This is a genomic window from Leptotrichia sp. oral taxon 879 str. F0557 (assembly GCF_000469385.1).
GTDB lineage: Bacteria > Fusobacteriota > Fusobacteriia > Fusobacteriales > Leptotrichiaceae > Leptotrichia > Leptotrichia mesophila.
Genome location: NZ_KI271351.1, coordinates 23829 through 40084, shown reverse-complemented (window position 1 = coordinate 40084; position 16256 = coordinate 23829). Strand labels below are relative to the sequence as shown.

Sequence of the window (16256 nt, the reverse complement as noted above, 5' to 3'; positions counted from 1 at the left end):
TAGAAAGGAAGGAAGAAAAATGTTATTAAATGTGTATAACCGTTATGATAAAATATTTGAAAAAGGAAAAGGAACATATATTTATGATAATGAAGGGAATGAATACTTAGATTTTGTATCAGGAATATCGGTGAACTGTCTGGGGCATGCAAGTCCAGTAATTATAAATGCTTTGACTGAACAAAGTAAAAAATTGATACATATTTCAAATCTTTATTACAGCGAGCCTCAATTAGAGTTGGCAAAAAAACTTACAGAAAATAGTGCGATGGAGAAAGTATTTTTTACGAACAGTGGAACAGAAGCAATTGAACTGGCAATAAAAATTGCTCATAAATATGGAAATAATTTATCGTATGATGAAAATGGAAATAAAATCATTGAGAAAACTGAAACAATTTATATGAAAAATTCATTTCATGGACGTTCAACAGGAGCGTTAGCAATAACAGGGCAGCCTAAGTATCAGAAGCCTTTTGAACCTTTGATTTCCAATGTTACACAATGTAATTTTAATGATGTGAAAGATTTGAAGGCAAAAGTGAGTGAGAAAACAGCAGCCATAATTTTGGAGCCGATTCAAGGGGAAAGTGGGCTGGAAAGTGCAACGCCTGAATTTATGCAGGCGATAAAGGAACTGAGTGAAAAATATAACGCACTTGTGATTTTTGATGAAATTCAATGCGGAATGGGAAGAACTGGGAAATTGTTTGCTTATGAAAATTTTGAGATTATTCCAGATGTTGTTACTGTGGCAAAGTCGCTTGGTGGCGGTGTTCCAATTGGAGCAACTCTTACAAAGGGCAAGGCAAACGATGTTTTAGAGCCTGGGGATCATGGTTCGACTTATGGGGGAAATCCGCTAGTCTGTGCTGTCGCAAATGCTGTTTTGCATGAATTGATTGACAATAAATTGATTGAGAAAGATGTTGTGGAAAAAGGGAAGTATTCTATTAAAAAATTGGAAGAATTGAAGGGGAAATATAATTTTATTGAGGAAATTCGTGGAAAAGGTCTGCTTTTGGGAATAAAATTTGATGAAAGCAGAGTCTTGGGAAAAGATGTTGTTTTAAAAGCATTGGAAAATGGTCTGTTGTTAGTTGGAGCTGGAAATAACGTTGTGAGATTTTTTCCGCCATTTAATGTGAGCAAGAAAGAAATTGACGAGGCAATTTTAATTTTGGACAAAGTTTTAAAAACAATTTAATTTTTTTTAAATTTTTTTTAAATAATATTGTAAATTAGAAGTTATTGAGGTAAAATTATATTGAATAAATGAAAAATTATAATTTAAAGGGGGATTTTATGAAAATTTTTAGAAAAATTGTGATAATAGCTGTTTTAATTAGTTTGTCTAGTTTTAGTGCTTCAAATATTGAAAATAGGGTTGCTCAAATTAGGAAAGATTTTATGAGTACAAATGCTGCAAAAAATTATGCGATTAGAGAAGCTGATGATTCTGACCGAAGTACAGAGGGTGGCATTGTAAAATATTATTCACAAAATGGAATTGTTAAAAAAATTGTAGTTGAACATTATGGAGAAAGCTGGAATGGATTGACTGAGTACTACATAAAAAACGGAAAAGTTTATTTTATTTTTGATAAAACTGAAAAATATAATGTTCCATATTATGTGAACACTGACTGGTATAAAAGAGATAATATGAAAGTTGGAGAAGTTTTTGACAGCAGAAAATCAAAAATATCTGAAAAGAGGTACTATTTTGATGAAAATATGAAATTGATTCGGTATGTTGGCGAGAATAAAAAAATTATTGAAAATGTGCAAAAATTGAAGGAAATTGAAAAAAATGTGTTAGATGAGTATTTTAGAATAAAAAATAAAAATTAAGAAAAGAGGTAAAGGCATGTTAAAAGGACGTTCGTTTTTAAAATTATTAGACTTTACAACAGAAGAATTACAATATTTATTGAAATTAGCGAAAAAATTGAAGGAAGATAAGAAAAATAAGACTGAAGAGAAAAAATTGACTGGGAAAAATATTGCATTAATTTTTGAAAAGACTTCAACACGGACTAGATGTGCATTTGAAGTTGCGGCTTATGATCAGGGGGCAAATGTTACTTATATTGGGCCTTCTACTTCTCAGATGAATGATAAGGAGTCTATTGAGGATACTGCAAAAGTTTTAGGAAGATTTTATGATGGAATTGAGTATCGTGGATATGGACAGAATTTGGTAGAAGCACTGGCAAAACATTCTGGCGTGCCTGTGTGGAATGGGCTTACGACTGAGTTTCATCCGACACAGGTTTTAGCGGATTTTTTGACTATTTTAGAAAAAAAGGGAACTTTGAAGGGAATTAAGTTTGCGTATCTTGGAGATGGAAAAAATAATATGGCAAATTCGCTTATGATTGGCGCAGCAAAATTTGGGATGGATTTTACAATTATTGCTCCGAAAGAATATTTTCCAGATAAGGAACTGGCTGAAACTGCATTGAAACTGGCTGAAGAAAATGGAGGGCGTGTTTCATTTACTGATGATCGAATTGGTGGAGTTAAAGATGTAGATGTGATTTATACGGATGTCTGGATGTCTATGGGAGAATCTTACGATGTGTGGAATGAAAGAATAAATAGACTTTCGTATTATCAGGTAAATAGCGAGCTTGTAAAACACGCAAAGGATGACTATTTATTTATGCATTGCCTTCCTGCATTTCATGATTTGAATACAAAAGTTGCACAAGAAATTGAAAAGAAATACGGAATTAAGGAAATGGAAGTTATTGATGAAGTGTTTAGAAGTAAAAATTCCGTTGTATTTGATGAGGCGGAAAATAGAATGCATACGATTAAGGCAGTTATGGTGGCAACTTTGGGGGAAGAATAAGAAAAATTGAAAAAATGTAAAAAAATAAGAATAATATATTGAAAATTTAGGAAAAATGTACTAAAATGATATTGAAGATTTAATATTCAGAAAGGAGATATTGGTGAAATCAATTATAAAAAAAATATCAGTATTAGCGATTACGGTTTTAATGGCAACTACATTAAATGCCTCTAATATTATTATGGGAAATAATCATAATGCATCAAAAATTGATAATCAAAAAGTAACAAAGAGCAAAGAATTAAGAGGAGTGTGGGTAGCCAGTGTAAGTAATATTGATTGGCCGTCAAAAAAAGGACTTAGTGTTGAGCAGCAAAAAAGAGAATTTTTAACAATTCTTGATAATGTGAAAAAATGGAATATGAATGCAGTATTTGTGCAAATTAAGCCATCAGGAGATGCTTTTTATCCATCTAAATATGCACCTTGGTCTGAGTACTTAACAGGGACTCAAGGGATAAATCCAGGATACGATCCGCTAAAATTCATGGTAGAAGAAGCACATAAGAGAGGAATTGAATTTCATGCGTGGTTTAATCCATACAGACTTTCAGTATCCAGTTCAAGAGACAAATTATCAAAAGATAACATTGGACGTAAAAAACCAGAATGGACAGTAGCTTACGGAGGACAATTGTACTTAAATCCAGGTATTCCTGAAGTTAATGATTATGTTGTGAACAGTATCGTTGAAGTTGTAAAAAATTATGATGTTGATGGTGTTCATATGGATGATTATTTTTATCCATATAAAGTTAAAAATCAAGAATATCCTGATTCTGCACAGTATCAGAAATATGGACATAAATTTTCATCAGTTGGTGACTGGAGAAGAGACAATGTAAATAAATTAGTTGAGAAATTGCATTCTTCTATAAAAAAAGAAAATGAAAATGTAGAATTTGGAATAAGTCCTTTTGGAGTATGGAGAAATGCGTCTACTGATCCATCTAGAGGTTCTGAAACAAAAGCTGGAGTTCAAAACTACGATGATTTATATGCAGATATTTTATTGTGGATGAATAAAGGTTGGATAGATTATGTAGCACCACAAATTTACTGGAATCAGGGTCATAAAGCTGCTGAGTACAATACACTTGTGAAATGGTGGAGTAAGTATGCAGGTCAGACAAAAACAAATCTATATATAGGACAAGCTGCATACAAAGTTAATGATTGGCAAAATGCAAAAGAATTAATAAATCAGGTAAATTTCAACAGAAATTATCCAGAAGTAAAAGGAAGTATATTCTTTAGCTATAAATCATTATTGACAAATCCTAAAAATGCAACAAACAGTTTAGCACAAGGTCCTTATGCTAATAGTGAGAACCAAGAATTTTAATTATGTAATTAAAAAATAAAAAAATCAGTAATACTAAAGTTTTCGTAACTTTAGGAGTGCTGATTTTTTTTGATAATTTATAAAAAATTTGAATAAAATTTGAAAAATATAAAAAATTGGATATAATATAGAGTGTAAATATAAAAATAAATTTGATTCCTTTTAATAGAGAAGACTGTAAAATTAACTAAAAATCGACTTAAAAAATTGAATTAAGTTTAGTTAAATTAATTTTTTTTCAATCTTAAATAGTTTAATATTAAAGAAATTTATATAGATTTTTAAAATATTTGAAATTACTAAAAAATAGGAGGAAACTTTTATGAAAAAGGAATATGATTCTTTTAACAGAATTAAATTGAAAAATAAAATACAGGGGATGTTAGAAGAAACATTATCAAGAGGAACTGTATCCATAATAGCATGGTTAGCAGTAACAATGATTTTAACAGTTGTTATATTTTCATTCGTATTAGTATTGATGAATTTAAGACCTGATAATGAAACTGGCAGTTTAAGTTTAATTGAAGCAATTTGGCAAAATTTTCTGCGTGTAATAGATCCAGGTGGATTGCAGAATGACAGGTTATGGGGATATAGAATAGTATCTGCTGTAGTTACATTACTTGGAGTATTGATTTTTGGTGCATTAGTTGGGGTTCTAACAACTGGACTTGATAATCTGTTTATTGAAATTCGTAAAGGAAAAACAGAAATTGTAAAAAAAGATTTTACTCTTATTTTAGGCTGGAATCCAACAATATTTAAGATAATAAGTGAGCTTGTTATTTCAAATGCAAATCATAAAAATAAAAAAATAGTGATACTTTCTAAAAATGATAAAATAAAAATGGAAGACGAAATAAATTTAAGAATAAATCAAAAAGAACTTTTGAAAAATTTTCATAATTCTCTAGATGGAAAAAGTCATAAAACTTATCAAACTAAAATATATTGCCGTTCAGGAAGTATAATAGATATAGATGACTTAAATATTGTTCATCCTGAGAACGCAGAATCAATAATTATACTTTCCTCAGAAGAAGATAGAGAAGATATAAATACTATAAAATGTATTTTAGCGTTAAGAAAAAAAGCTAAAAAGATAATTACAGAAATAAAAGATGAACATAATAAAGAACTGATGGATTTTTGTTTCCAAAATGAAAAAAATCAGAATATACTTTATATTCCAAGTGAAAAGTGGTTATCACGGATTACAGCGCAAGCAAGTAGACAGCCAGGATTTAGTGTTATTGCAACAGAAATTTTAAATTATGATAATGATGAAATTTATTTTTCTAAAGTTGGTAAGGAGCTAATAGGAAAAACATTTAAGGAAATTTCGTTAAATTGCGTTACAAGTATTGTATTAGGAATATGTAAGAAAAATTTGGATAAAAATAACTTGAAAGAAATTTATCAAAAAGAAATGGCAGAGGGCAAGTTATCAGGAATACAAAAAAATATAATTTTAAATCCTTACGAAAAATTTAATAATAATATAATAGATGGTGAAAATATAGGATGTGTAATAGAGGAAGGAGATGAGCTTATTCTTTTTCAGTCTGACGATGGTTATCCTGAATTCCATTTTGAAGAGTTAAAAATAGAAAAGTTTCAATGGAAAAGTGGTACGGAAGATGTAATTTTGCCTAAAAGCAAGACATTAATTTTAGGATATAATAAAAGAATATATAAAATAATTGATGAACTTTACGAATATGTGAGTGTAGATTCAGAAGTTCATATAATTGCAAAGATGGATAAGGAAGTGGAAAAACATTTAAAGGATGATTTGGGGTACGAAAATGTAAAAAATGAAGATATAACAGATTACAGAATTTCTGAAAAAGAGTATATTGAAGAAAAATTCAATCTTGAAAGTTACGAAAGTATTATAATTTTAGGTTATGACGATCTTGAAACACAAGAAAAGGATGCTAAATCAATGCTTACAATGTTATTAATAAAAAAAATGCTGGAAAAAAATAGTAAATCTTCATTGAAGGAAAAAAGTATTGTTATCGAAATATACGATGAAAAAAATAGAGAAATCGTAGAATTAACAGAAGTATCTGATTATATAATAAGTGACACTATAATAAGTTCAGTAATTAGTCAGCTGTCTGAAGAAAAAAGACTTTATTATGTTTTTGATGAATTATTTAGCGGAGAAGGCTGTGAAATTTATATGTTTTCAGCAGATAACTATATTGAAAATTTTGACAGAGAATATACTTTTAAAGAACTTTCTACAATTGTAGCAAATGAAGGAACTATTTTATTAGGATATAGAGATATGGATGAAAGAGTGGAAAAGAAAAATGATTATGGTGTTCATTTAAATGTAAACAAGAATAAGAAAATCAAATTAAATAAAAATGATAAATTAATTGTACTGTTTGAAGGAGGCAATGAGAAAAACAAAAAGAAAGTGATTTAATTAATTTGCTATTTGATATAGTAAAATACAGAGAAAAGCTCTTAAATAAAGGAATAAATGGAATAAGAATAAAATTTGCAAAATAAATTCAATTGGAGTATAATAATTCTAGGTAACAAAGAATATTGAATCTTTGCTCAAAGTTGGGAGAAAGGAGGGAGATAATGAAAAATAAAATTTTAAAATTTTTGGGATTTTTATTTCTTATGATGATTGTTGTGAATATAATTTTATCAATTATTTCCACATTTTTACCAGTAAAATTTGAATCACCAAGTTCAATTGTTGAAGCACCGCATTATTTTAATTTTGTTTTTTGGAACTTTAAATTTTCGCTTAGCCAGACAGTACTTAATACTTGGGCAGTTATGCTGATAATTATATTTATCGTAAGAGCAGGGACAAAGAATATAAGTGTAGAAAAGCCTAGTAAAATGCAAATTGTTATGGAAGAATACTATCATTTTATTGAAAATACCTTTTTGACTACCTTTGGAAAACATAAAAAAACTTATATACCATTTTTTGCAGCATTGTTTGCATCTATAATGTTTTCAAATTTAAGTACTTTCCTATTTCCATTCATTATGATGTCAGTTAAGGAAAATGGAATTAGAACAGTAAAACCATTTTTTAGAACGCCAACAGCAGATCCAAATACGACAATTGGGCTATCTCTTGTGGTAATTGTTGTTTTCTTGGCAGTTTCTATAAAGCAAAAAGGTCTAAAAGGATATATAAAATCATTGTTTGAGCCAATGTGGTTTATGTTTCCGTTAAATATTGTGGATATTTTTTCAAAAGTACTGAACACTTCAATGCGGTTATTTGGAAATATGCTGGCAGGACTTGTAATTGTAGGACTATTATATAGCCTTGTTGGACGTGGGTTGCTTCAGTCCATGACAAATAATATGCTGAAAGGAAGTTTTTCGTTTTCAGTTGGATGGCCGATGCTTATACAGCTATATTTAGATTTATTTATCGGTATAGTACAGGCTTTTGTATTTACAATACTTTCTTCAGTTTATATAAGTGAAGCATTAGGTGAGGAAGAATAGAATTAAAAATTACAGATTTGTAATTCTTTTATATGTTCAAAGTCTTTAATTTTAGGGATTTTGTATAAATAAGAGCATTATGATATAAAAATTATGTTTAATAAAAAATAAATTAATAAAAATTAGGAGGATTAGAGAATGGAAGGAATAGTTCAAGCAGCAGCTTTATTAGGAGCAGGAATTGCAGCGATAGGAGGAATTGGAGCAGGATTAGGTCAAGGAATTGCAACTGGTTATGCAGTAGAGGCAGTATCAAGACAGCCTGAAGCAAAACAGGATATTATGCAAACATTAATCACAGGGCTTGCAATTACAGAGTCATCAGCAATTTATGCGTTAGTAATAGCTTTCTTGTTAATTTTCTTGAAAGGGTAAGAAAATAATAAATTTTAGAGAAACAAAAATAGGATTAATAATGTAAATTAAGGAGTAAATATGAATGAAGGAGCAAGATTAGTAAACATTGATTTTACGATGGCTATTCAGATAATAAACTTTATAGTATTAGTCTATTTTTTTTCACGAACTTTTGCAAAAAAGATTGATAAAGTGCTAGAAGATAGAAAAAAACTGGCTTTATCTGAAATGGAAATTGTTGAAAACGAAAAGGAAAAATTGGAAGAACAGAAAAAAACAATGGAAAAATTGAAAAAGGAATCCAAAAGACGTGCCAATGATATTCTAATAAAAGCCGAAAGACAGGCAGATGACAGAAAAGATCAGATTATATCACAAGCTATGAGTAATCGTGAAAGAATGATGATGAAAGCGGAAGCTGACATTGAAAAAATGCGGCAAAATGCTAAATTTGAACTTCAGAAGGAAGTTGGGGAAATGGCAGTTGAACTTGCAGAAAAAATCATTAAGGAAAATATTGATGAAAAGCAGGATGAAACTATAAATAAGTTTATTGATGAGATAGGAGATTAAAATGGCTAGGGATGAGATTGCAAAAAGATACGCATCAGCAATTTACAATATAGCAAAATCTTCTGACAGTATAAATGAAGTTAGGGAAGTACTAAATATTTTTATGGAAAATTATGAGGAGGAAGAGGAATTCAGAAAGATTTTAGAAGATCCTCTAAAAGAATTTTCAGAAAAAGAAAAATTTTTAGAAAAATCATTTGACAACTTTACAAAAGAGTCATTAGGGATAGTTAAATATATTGTAAGAAAACAGAGACTTTCGTTAATTGGAGATATAAAGGAATATTTTTTGAAACTCTATTACGAAGAAAATAACAGACTTCCAATAACTGCTATATTTGCAAAGGAGCTATCAGAAAAACAAAGAGAACTGCTAATAGAAAAACTTGAAAAAAAATACGGCAAAAAAATTGTTTTAAATCTTGAAGTTGATAAAGAAATAATCGGTGGAGGGATTTTAAAAATTGGAAATGAAGTTATTAACGGTTCAATAAAAAATCAGATTGAAGAAATAAAGAAAAATTTTTAGAAACGGAGGTGCTTTTCTTTGAGAATCAAGCCAGAAGAAATAAGTAAAATAATCCGAAGCGAAATCGAAAATTACAAAAGTTCACTGGATATTTCCAACACTGGAACGGTCTTGGAAGTGGGAGATGGAATTGCCAGAATCTACGGATTAAGTGACGCTATGGCAGGAGAGCTTTTGGAGTTTGAAAATGGAACTGTCGGAATGGCACTAAACTTGGAAGAAAGTAACATTGGAGCAGTAATTTTTGGAAAGACACAAGGAATAAAAGAAGGAAGTATAGTAAAAGGATTGGGAAAAGTAGCTGAAGTTCCAGCTGGAAATGAGCTGCTCGGAAGAGTAGTCGATGCGCTTGGAAATCCTATTGATGGAAAAGGGACGATAGCAGCTGATAAATATATGCCAATTGAGAGACAGGCGTCAGGAATTATTGCAAGAAAACCTGTTACACAGCCTATGCAGACTGGAATAAAGGCAATAGATGGAATGTTTCCGATTGGAAAAGGGCAAAGGGAATTGATAATTGGAGATAGACAGACTGGAAAAACAGCGATTGCGATTGATTCAATTATAAATCAAAAAAATAATGATGTTATATGTGTTTATGTTGCAATTGGACAAAAAAGGTCTACAGTTGCACAAATTTATAAAAAACTTGAAGAGGCAGGTGCATTGGAATATACGATTATTGTTGCAGCTACTGCTTCAGAATCAGCACCACTTCAATATTTAGCACCATATTCAGGGGTTGCTATGGGTGAATATTTTATGGATCAAGGAAAAGATGTGCTAATAGTTTATGATGATTTGTCAAAACATGCGGTAGCTTACCGTGAAATGTCATTACTGTTGAAAAGACCGCCAGGAAGGGAAGCGTATCCAGGAGACGTTTTCTATCTTCACTCAAGACTTCTTGAAAGAGCAGCAAAATTAAGCGACAAACTGGGTGGAGGTTCAATTACAGCACTTCCAATTGTAGAAACACAGGCTGGAGATATTTCGGCATATATTCCGACAAATGTTATTTCAATAACAGATGGACAAATATTCTTGGAAACAGATTTATTTAATTCAGGATTCAGACCAGCGATAAATGCAGGAGTTTCTGTATCAAGGGTTGGAGGAGCAGCACAAATTAAGGCTATGAAACAAGTTGCTTCAAAAGTGAAACTAGAACTTGCTCAATACAATGAATTATTAGCATTTACACAGTTTGGATCAGATTTGGATAAAGCAACTAGAGATCAACTTAATCGTGGATCTAAAATTATGGAAGTATTAAAGCAGCCACAATATACTCCATTTAAAGTTCAGGAACAAGTAATTTCATTTTATTGTGTTACAAATGGATATTTTGATAATGTTCCAACTGAAAAAGTCAGAACATTTGAAAAAGATCTGATAGAAGCACTTAAAAATAATTCAGAAATTTTAACTGAAATTCGTGAGAAGAAAGAATTAGACGATGAAATGAAAAGCAGACTAGATGAATTTATAACAAACTTTAAAAAAGAATATGTGTGGTAAAGCAGGTGAAATAATATGTCAGCAAATATGAAAGAAATAAAGGAACGTATTGACAGTGTAAAAAATACAAGTCAAATAACAAACGCAATGAATATTGTTTCTTCTACAAAATTTAAAAAATTTCAGGTTTTAACTCTAAAATCTAGAAACTATGCCTATGCTGTAAATGAGGCTTTTGATAATTTAGTTGCAAGTCTTAAGGGAAATAAATTTGTAATTTTTGATGGAAAGCCAGAAGTTAGAAGAGTTGGAATTATAGTGATGACATCAGATCGTGGGTTATGTGGAAGTTTTAACTCAAATACTTTTAGAAGGCTTGAGAGCATGAGGAAGCAGTTTGAGAAAGAAGGAAAAGATGTTTCAGTTGTAACAATTGGAAGAAAAGCAAAAGAATATTGTAAAAATCGGGATATCAATGTGGATAGTGAGTATACGCAGATGATTCCGGAAACAATGTTTGAAACTGGTAAAAAAATCAGTGAAGATGTAGTGCAATTTTATTTAAACGATTTTTATGATGAAGTTTATATGATTTATTCAAAATTTGTATCAGCAGTTGAGTATAATATTCAGGTGGAAAAACTACTTCCAGTAGAAAAAAAGGAAGGATTGCCAACAAAGGAATATGTGTTTGATCCGTCAGAGGAAGAAGTGTTAAACTCATTTGTGCCACAAGTTTTGAATATAAAGCTATATCAGTCGTTACTTGAAAATTCGGCAAGTGAGCATTCAGCTAGAATGTCAGCGATGAAACAGGCTAACGATAATGCTTCTGAAATGATAAGAAATTTGGAAGTACAGTATAACCGTGAAAGACAAGGAAAAATAACACAGGAATTGACAGAAATTATAAGTGGTTCTTTAGGAGTACAGTAATTTTTTTACAAATTAAAAAAATCTGAGTATAAATTAAGAAGGAGGTTAAAGGTAACCGATGAATAAAGGTAAATTAGTGCAAGTTATTGGGCCAGTTATAGATGTAAAATTTGAAAAAAAATTGCCCGATATTTATAATGCACTTGAAGTGTATAAGGAAAATGGAGAAAAATTAGTAGCTGAAGTTCACGCCCACAACGGAAACAATGTTGTAAGAGCAGTTGCAATGTCTGGAACTGAAGGATTAAGACGTGGACTGGAAGTTATCGATACTGGTAAACCAATTCAAGTTCCCGTTGGAAGAGCTACATTGGGAAGAATTTTCAATGTTCTTGGGGAAGCGGTTGATGATGGTGAAAAATTGGATGCAGATGTGTTAAGGGAGTCTATCCATAAGGATGCACCATCATTTGAACAACAAGGAACAGATTCTGAAATACTAGAAACAGGAATAAAAGTAGTAGATTTACTTGCTCCATACTTAAAAGGTGGAAAAATTGGACTGTTTGGAGGAGCAGGAGTTGGAAAGACAGTATTAATTCAGGAATTAATTAACAATATTGCTAAAGGGCATGGAGGACTTTCTGTATTTGCAGGAGTTGGAGAGCGTACACGTGAGGGACGTGATTTATATAACGAAATGACAGAAAGTGGAGTTATTGACAAGACAGCATTAGTGTATGGACAAATGAATGAACCACCTGGTGCAAGACTAAGAGTAGGGCTTACAGCACTTACAATGGCGGAATATTTTAGAGATAAGGAAGGACAAAACGTACTTTTATTTATTGATAACATATTTAGATTTACTCAGGCAGGATCTGAAGTATCAGCTTTACTTGGAAGAATGCCGTCAGCTGTAGGATACCAACCAAACTTGGCAACTGAAATGGGAGCCTTGCAGGAAAGAATAACATCGACAAGCACAGGTTCAATTACATCAGTACAAGCTGTATATGTGCCAGCAGATGACTTGACAGATCCGGCACCAGCGACAACATTTGCCCATTTGGATGCAACAACAGTATTGTCAAGACAAATTGCATCACTTGGAATTTATCCAGCAGTAGATCCGCTTGATTCAACTTCAAGAATACTTGAGCCTGAAATTGTTGGAAATGAGCATTATAAAATTGCAAGGGAAACTCAGAAAGTATTACAAAGATACAAGGAATTACAAGATATTATAGCAATTCTAGGAATGGATGAGCTGGATGAAAATGATAAATTAACAGTAAATCGTGCTAGAAAAATCCAAAGATTCTTTTCACAGCCTTTCTCAGTAGCAGAACAATTTACAGGAATGAAAGGTAAATATGTGCCTTTAAGAGAAACAATACGTGGATTTAAGGAAATCTTAGACGGTCTTCACGATGATTTACCAGAACAAGCATTTTTATATGTTGGAACTATTGACGATGCAGTTGCAAAAGCACGAGAACTGATGAGTGAATAATTTTTAAAATAATATTTAATAGAAACAGGGATAATGCACTCCCTGTTTTCCAATACTTAAAGTTAAAAGTAAGCATACTTTGGAACGGAAGGAGGCTTTATGGCAGCAGAATTTATTTTGGAAGCAGTAACTCCAGAAAGATTAGTTTTTGAAAAGCCTGTTGAATTTGTAAAATTACGTACAGAAAATGGAGATATCGGAATACTTGCAAAGCATATTAATTATATTACACCAATTGGTGCAGGAGAAATGCTTGTTCGTGAAAAAGATAAGGAAGATGTCACATACTATCTGGAAGGTGGATTTTTGGAAGTAAGACAAGATAAAGTTGTCATTCTAGGAGTAAATATTGTTGAGGCAACTAAAGCAGAAGCTGAAAGAATGGCAAGGGAAGTAGCAATTGAAAGAGCAAAAAGACAAAAAATACAGGAAGACCAGGATATTTTGGGAACAAAAAAACGTATTAAGAGCAATTTGAGCAGAAAATAAATTTTGAAATTCTAAAAAATGTGGTATAATAAATATAAAATATAGTTAATTTAGTAATAATTTTAAATAAATAATGTAAAGGTGGTATGGGAATGGAGCAATTGAAAAAAAATAGAACGAGAACATTTTATAGAAATTATGTTAATGAAAAATTAGTTGGGAATAGAAATAAAAAAGAATTGAAAAAATTAGAAAGATTTATTTCAATGGAAGTTATCGAAAGGGAAACTATTGAGAAAATTTTGATAAAATACTTTTTTATTAAAAGAAGCAGAACGTTTTACAGAAACTTTGCTGATAGAAAATTAGTAGGAAATCTAGGTAGAAAATATAGAAGAATTTTTACAGCTTTAGATTTTAATTATGAAAAAATTTCGCCAGAACAAATAAGACGTAGATACGTAGAAACTGAAATTAACCGTTCAAAATTTGCAAAAGGTGTGGAATTTGACGGTAAATCAAATCACGAAGATATTTACTTTGACAAGGCTCCATTACCAGCATCGTATTTTACAGATGAACTTGTCCTAATGCCAAAAAATCCTACAACATTATACATTTATTGGGAAATTCGTGATGATACCTATGAAAGATTAGCTATAAATAACGGAGTTATTGATAATGTAGTTATAAAAATATTTAGAGACGGACACGAATATAGAAAAATTATAAGACACGAAAGAATTGGTTCGCATTATATTACTGAAATTGATGTAAATCAAAATTATGAAGCATCTATCGGATATGAAGATCAATATGGAAACTTTTCTGAAGTAGCACACTCAGTAGAAGCCATCGCACCAAATGATAAAGTTTCTGATAATGTTGACTTAGTATGGGGAACTGTAAAACTTGATAAAAATACAAATCAGCTTATAAAATATATAAATACGCCAGTTTCAACACCAGAAGGAAGACACCTTTTAGGAATACCTGCGGATTACGATGTAGATGAAAATAATGAATTTATAATTGAAGTTATAGAAAGATTGACAAAAGTAGGAGCTTCAGAATCATTAATCGAAAGAAAAGTGATAAAAGGAAAACTTCCAAATCTTAGACTAGATATGGGTGGATCAAGAAGTAGTTAGAATATTTTTGATAATTTTTATATACGAATTAAAATTAAAGGAGATTTAAAATGGCAATGTTAAATATGTTACACGCCTGTTTACGTGTAGAAAATTTAGAAAAATCTATTGAATTTTATGAAAAGGCATTTGGATTTAAGGAAGATCGACGTAAAGATTTTTCAGAACATAAATTTACTATTGTTTACTTGACTCTTCCAGGAGAAAGTTTTGAAATTGAGCTGACTTATAATTACGGTCACGGTCCATATACAATTGGTGACGGTTTTTCACATCTGGCAATTGCTTCGGACGACTTGGAAGGAGATAATGAAAAACATAAGGCAATGGGATACAAGACAACAGATCTTATGGGCTTGCCTGGTAAACCTGGACATTATTATTTCGTAACAGATCCAGATGGTTACCGTATGGAAGTAATTCGTGCAGAATAAAAAATTAATAATAAAAATATATTTAAAACAAATAATAGAAATATAATAAGAAAAGACCGAGATTTTCGGTCTTTTATAGTAAAACTATTTATACAAAATTTTAATAGCTGCAAGGAGAAAATATGAAGATAATAGTATATGGTGCTGGAGTTATGGCACAGTATGTAAAAGAATCAGTAATAAATTCTGGAAATGAATTTGCTGGGCTGGTTGACCCGCTTGGAAATGGGGATTTTGAAAATCTGAAGAAAAAAGATGTGGATTTTGATGCAATTATTGATTTTTCACATTTTAGTTTGCTGGAGGATGTACTTGAAGCGGGAATTGATAAAAAAGTTCCAGTTCTAATTGCTACAACTGGACATTCAGAAGAACAGCTTGCAAAAATCCAGGAAACATCAAAGCAAATACCAATAATTAAAGCGACAAATACTTCAGTTGGAGTAAATATCGTAAATGAAATTGTAGCCTTTGCGACAAAATTATTAAAGGATTTTGATATTGAAATAATTGAAAAGCATCACAACAGAAAAATTGATGCACCAAGCGGTACAGCGAATACTTTACTTGAAGTTGTCAAGGAAAATCTGGATAATGATGGAAAAGATTATAGAACAATTTACGGAAGAGAAGGACACAGTAAACGTGCTGAAAAGGAAATAGGAGTTCACGCTATACGTGGCGGAAATATAGTCGGAGAACATACCGTAATTTATGCAAAAAATGACGAAATTATCGAAATAAAGCACGAAGCACTATCAAGAAAGATGTTTTCAGACGGAGCAGTTAAAGCTGTAGAATTTCTTGCCGGAAAAAAAGCAGGACTGTACACAATGAAAGATGTACTTGGTTTATAAAAAAAAACTCTAGTTTATTAGACTGGAGTTTTTCTTTTTTCAATTATTTTGTATCTTCACAATAAACATTTCCACTAGGGTATTTATAACATTCTCTTCCTCTTTCTTTTCGGCTCTGATTATATTCTTGTGAAGGACTAAAAAGTTCGCAACTAGCCATACTTACCCCAACTAAAATTAAAATTAGAATTTTAAAAATGTTTTTCATAGAATATCACTCCTTATATTATTTTTTATTATTTTGTATCTTTACATTTAATATTATTTCGTATTTTAATAGTAGAAATTATAACGTAAGGGCATCAGTCGCCATGCCCTTATAACCCCGCTTTACGCAAAACTTTCTTATAAAGAA

At 31.0% G+C, this 16256-nt stretch carries 17 protein-coding genes; 16 read left to right on the top strand and 1 reads right to left on the bottom strand.

What is annotated here, in order from left to right:
* The first annotated feature begins 19 nt into the window (after window positions 1-19).
* The 16 genes from HMPREF1552_RS10170 (at window position 20) to dapB (ending at window position 15901) form a co-directional block, all read left to right on the top strand.
* On the top strand, window positions 20-1207 hold the full coding sequence (locus HMPREF1552_RS10170) for an aspartate aminotransferase family protein (protein WP_021745105.1): 1188 nt from the start codon (window positions 20-22) through the stop codon (window positions 1205-1207).
* Window positions 1208-1305: 98 nt separating this feature from the next.
* The gene (locus tag HMPREF1552_RS10165; RefSeq protein WP_039901608.1) at window positions 1306-1854 is read left to right on the top strand and encodes a hypothetical protein; all 549 of its coding nucleotides are present in this window, start codon (window positions 1306-1308) and stop codon (window positions 1852-1854) included.
* Window positions 1855-1870: 16 nt separating this feature from the next.
* The gene (gene argF / locus HMPREF1552_RS10160; RefSeq protein WP_021745103.1) at window positions 1871-2860 is read left to right on the top strand and encodes an ornithine carbamoyltransferase; all 990 of its coding nucleotides are present in this window, start codon (window positions 1871-1873) and stop codon (window positions 2858-2860) included.
* A gap of 103 nt (window positions 2861-2963) precedes the next feature.
* Window positions 2964-4208: a glycoside hydrolase family 10 protein gene (locus tag HMPREF1552_RS10155; protein ID WP_021745102.1), complete on the top strand. Its 1245-nt coding sequence runs from the start codon at window positions 2964-2966 to the stop codon at window positions 4206-4208.
* 322 nt (window positions 4209-4530) lie between these two features.
* On the top strand, window positions 4531-6654 hold the full coding sequence (locus HMPREF1552_RS10150; protein ID WP_021745101.1) for a hypothetical protein: 2124 nt from the start codon (window positions 4531-4533) through the stop codon (window positions 6652-6654).
* Between the two features lie 164 nt (window positions 6655-6818).
* Window positions 6819-7715 carry a F0F1 ATP synthase subunit A gene (atpB, locus tag HMPREF1552_RS10145; RefSeq protein WP_021745100.1) on the top strand — a complete coding sequence of 299 codons (897 nt, stop codon included), beginning with the start codon at window positions 6819-6821 and terminating at the stop codon, window positions 7713-7715.
* A 138-nt stretch (window positions 7716-7853) separates the two neighbouring features.
* A complete protein-coding gene (atpE, locus tag HMPREF1552_RS10140) occupies window positions 7854-8090 on the top strand; it encodes an ATP synthase F0 subunit C (protein ID WP_021745099.1) in 237 nt (78 codons plus the stop codon).
* Window positions 8091-8150: 60 nt separating this feature from the next.
* A complete protein-coding gene (gene atpF, locus HMPREF1552_RS10135) occupies window positions 8151-8645 on the top strand; it encodes a F0F1 ATP synthase subunit B (protein WP_021745098.1) in 495 nt (164 codons plus the stop codon).
* Between the two features lies 1 nt (window position 8646).
* Entirely contained in the window at window positions 8647-9174 is a 528-nt protein-coding gene (gene atpH / locus HMPREF1552_RS10130; RefSeq protein WP_021745097.1) for an ATP synthase F1 subunit delta, read from the top strand.
* An 18-nt stretch (window positions 9175-9192) separates the two neighbouring features.
* Entirely contained in the window at window positions 9193-10698 is a 1506-nt protein-coding gene (gene atpA / locus HMPREF1552_RS10125) for a F0F1 ATP synthase subunit alpha (RefSeq protein ID WP_039901607.1), read from the top strand.
* Between the two features lie 15 nt (window positions 10699-10713).
* On the top strand, window positions 10714-11574 hold the full coding sequence (gene atpG, locus HMPREF1552_RS10120; RefSeq protein ID WP_021745095.1) for an ATP synthase F1 subunit gamma: 861 nt from the start codon (window positions 10714-10716) through the stop codon (window positions 11572-11574).
* A 58-nt stretch (window positions 11575-11632) separates the two neighbouring features.
* Window positions 11633-13030: a F0F1 ATP synthase subunit beta gene (atpD, locus tag HMPREF1552_RS10115; RefSeq protein ID WP_021745094.1), complete on the top strand. Its 1398-nt coding sequence runs from the start codon at window positions 11633-11635 to the stop codon at window positions 13028-13030.
* A gap of 99 nt (window positions 13031-13129) precedes the next feature.
* Entirely contained in the window at window positions 13130-13519 is a 390-nt protein-coding gene (gene atpC / locus HMPREF1552_RS10110; RefSeq protein ID WP_021745093.1) for an ATP synthase F1 subunit epsilon, read from the top strand.
* Window positions 13520-13611: 92 nt separating this feature from the next.
* Complete coding sequence (locus HMPREF1552_RS10105; protein WP_039901606.1) at window positions 13612-14610, top strand: DUF4912 domain-containing protein; 999 nt, start codon at window positions 13612-13614, stop codon at window positions 14608-14610.
* A 50-nt stretch (window positions 14611-14660) separates the two neighbouring features.
* Window positions 14661-15044, top strand: a complete 384-nt coding sequence (locus tag HMPREF1552_RS10100) for a VOC family protein (protein WP_021745091.1) — start codon at window positions 14661-14663, stop codon at window positions 15042-15044.
* A gap of 122 nt (window positions 15045-15166) precedes the next feature.
* Complete coding sequence (gene dapB, locus HMPREF1552_RS10095; protein WP_021745090.1) at window positions 15167-15901, top strand: 4-hydroxy-tetrahydrodipicolinate reductase; 735 nt, start codon at window positions 15167-15169, stop codon at window positions 15899-15901.
* A 43-nt stretch (window positions 15902-15944) separates the two neighbouring features.
* Here the strand turns inward: dapB and HMPREF1552_RS12625 are convergent, their stop codons facing one another.
* Window positions 15945-16109: a hypothetical protein gene (locus HMPREF1552_RS12625; protein WP_021745089.1), complete on the bottom strand. Its 165-nt coding sequence runs from the start codon at window positions 16107-16109 to the stop codon at window positions 15945-15947.
* Window positions 16110-16256: the final 147 nt, after the last annotated feature.

Excerpts from the sequence above, each read along its gene's own strand:
- HMPREF1552_RS10105 (WP_039901606.1), top strand. The coding sequence starts at position 13,612 with ATGGAGCAATTGAAAAAAAATAGAACGAGAACATTTTATAGAAATTAT.
- atpG (WP_021745095.1), top strand. The coding sequence starts at position 10,714 with ATGTCAGCAAATATGAAAGAAATAAAGGAACGTATTGACAGTGTAAAA.
- atpD (WP_021745094.1), top strand. The coding sequence starts at position 11,633 with ATGAATAAAGGTAAATTAGTGCAAGTTATTGGGCCAGTTATAGATGTA.
- atpB (WP_021745100.1), top strand. The coding sequence starts at position 6,819 with ATGAAAAATAAAATTTTAAAATTTTTGGGATTTTTATTTCTTATGATG.
- HMPREF1552_RS12625 (WP_021745089.1), bottom strand. The coding sequence starts at position 16,109 with ATGAAAAACATTTTTAAAATTCTAATTTTAATTTTAGTTGGGGTAAGT.
- atpC (WP_021745093.1), top strand. The coding sequence starts at position 13,130 with ATGGCAGCAGAATTTATTTTGGAAGCAGTAACTCCAGAAAGATTAGTT.
- atpF (WP_021745098.1), top strand. The coding sequence starts at position 8,151 with ATGAATGAAGGAGCAAGATTAGTAAACATTGATTTTACGATGGCTATT.
- argF (WP_021745103.1), top strand. The coding sequence starts at position 1,871 with ATGTTAAAAGGACGTTCGTTTTTAAAATTATTAGACTTTACAACAGAA.
- HMPREF1552_RS10170 (WP_021745105.1), top strand. The coding sequence starts at position 20 with ATGTTATTAAATGTGTATAACCGTTATGATAAAATATTTGAAAAAGGA.
- HMPREF1552_RS10165 (WP_039901608.1), top strand. The coding sequence starts at position 1,306 with ATGAAAATTTTTAGAAAAATTGTGATAATAGCTGTTTTAATTAGTTTG.
- atpE (WP_021745099.1), top strand. The coding sequence starts at position 7,854 with ATGGAAGGAATAGTTCAAGCAGCAGCTTTATTAGGAGCAGGAATTGCA.
- HMPREF1552_RS10100 (WP_021745091.1), top strand. The coding sequence starts at position 14,661 with ATGGCAATGTTAAATATGTTACACGCCTGTTTACGTGTAGAAAATTTA.
- atpH (WP_021745097.1), top strand. The coding sequence starts at position 8,647 with ATGGCTAGGGATGAGATTGCAAAAAGATACGCATCAGCAATTTACAAT.
- dapB (WP_021745090.1), top strand. The coding sequence starts at position 15,167 with ATGAAGATAATAGTATATGGTGCTGGAGTTATGGCACAGTATGTAAAA.
- HMPREF1552_RS10150 (WP_021745101.1), top strand. The coding sequence starts at position 4,531 with ATGAAAAAGGAATATGATTCTTTTAACAGAATTAAATTGAAAAATAAA.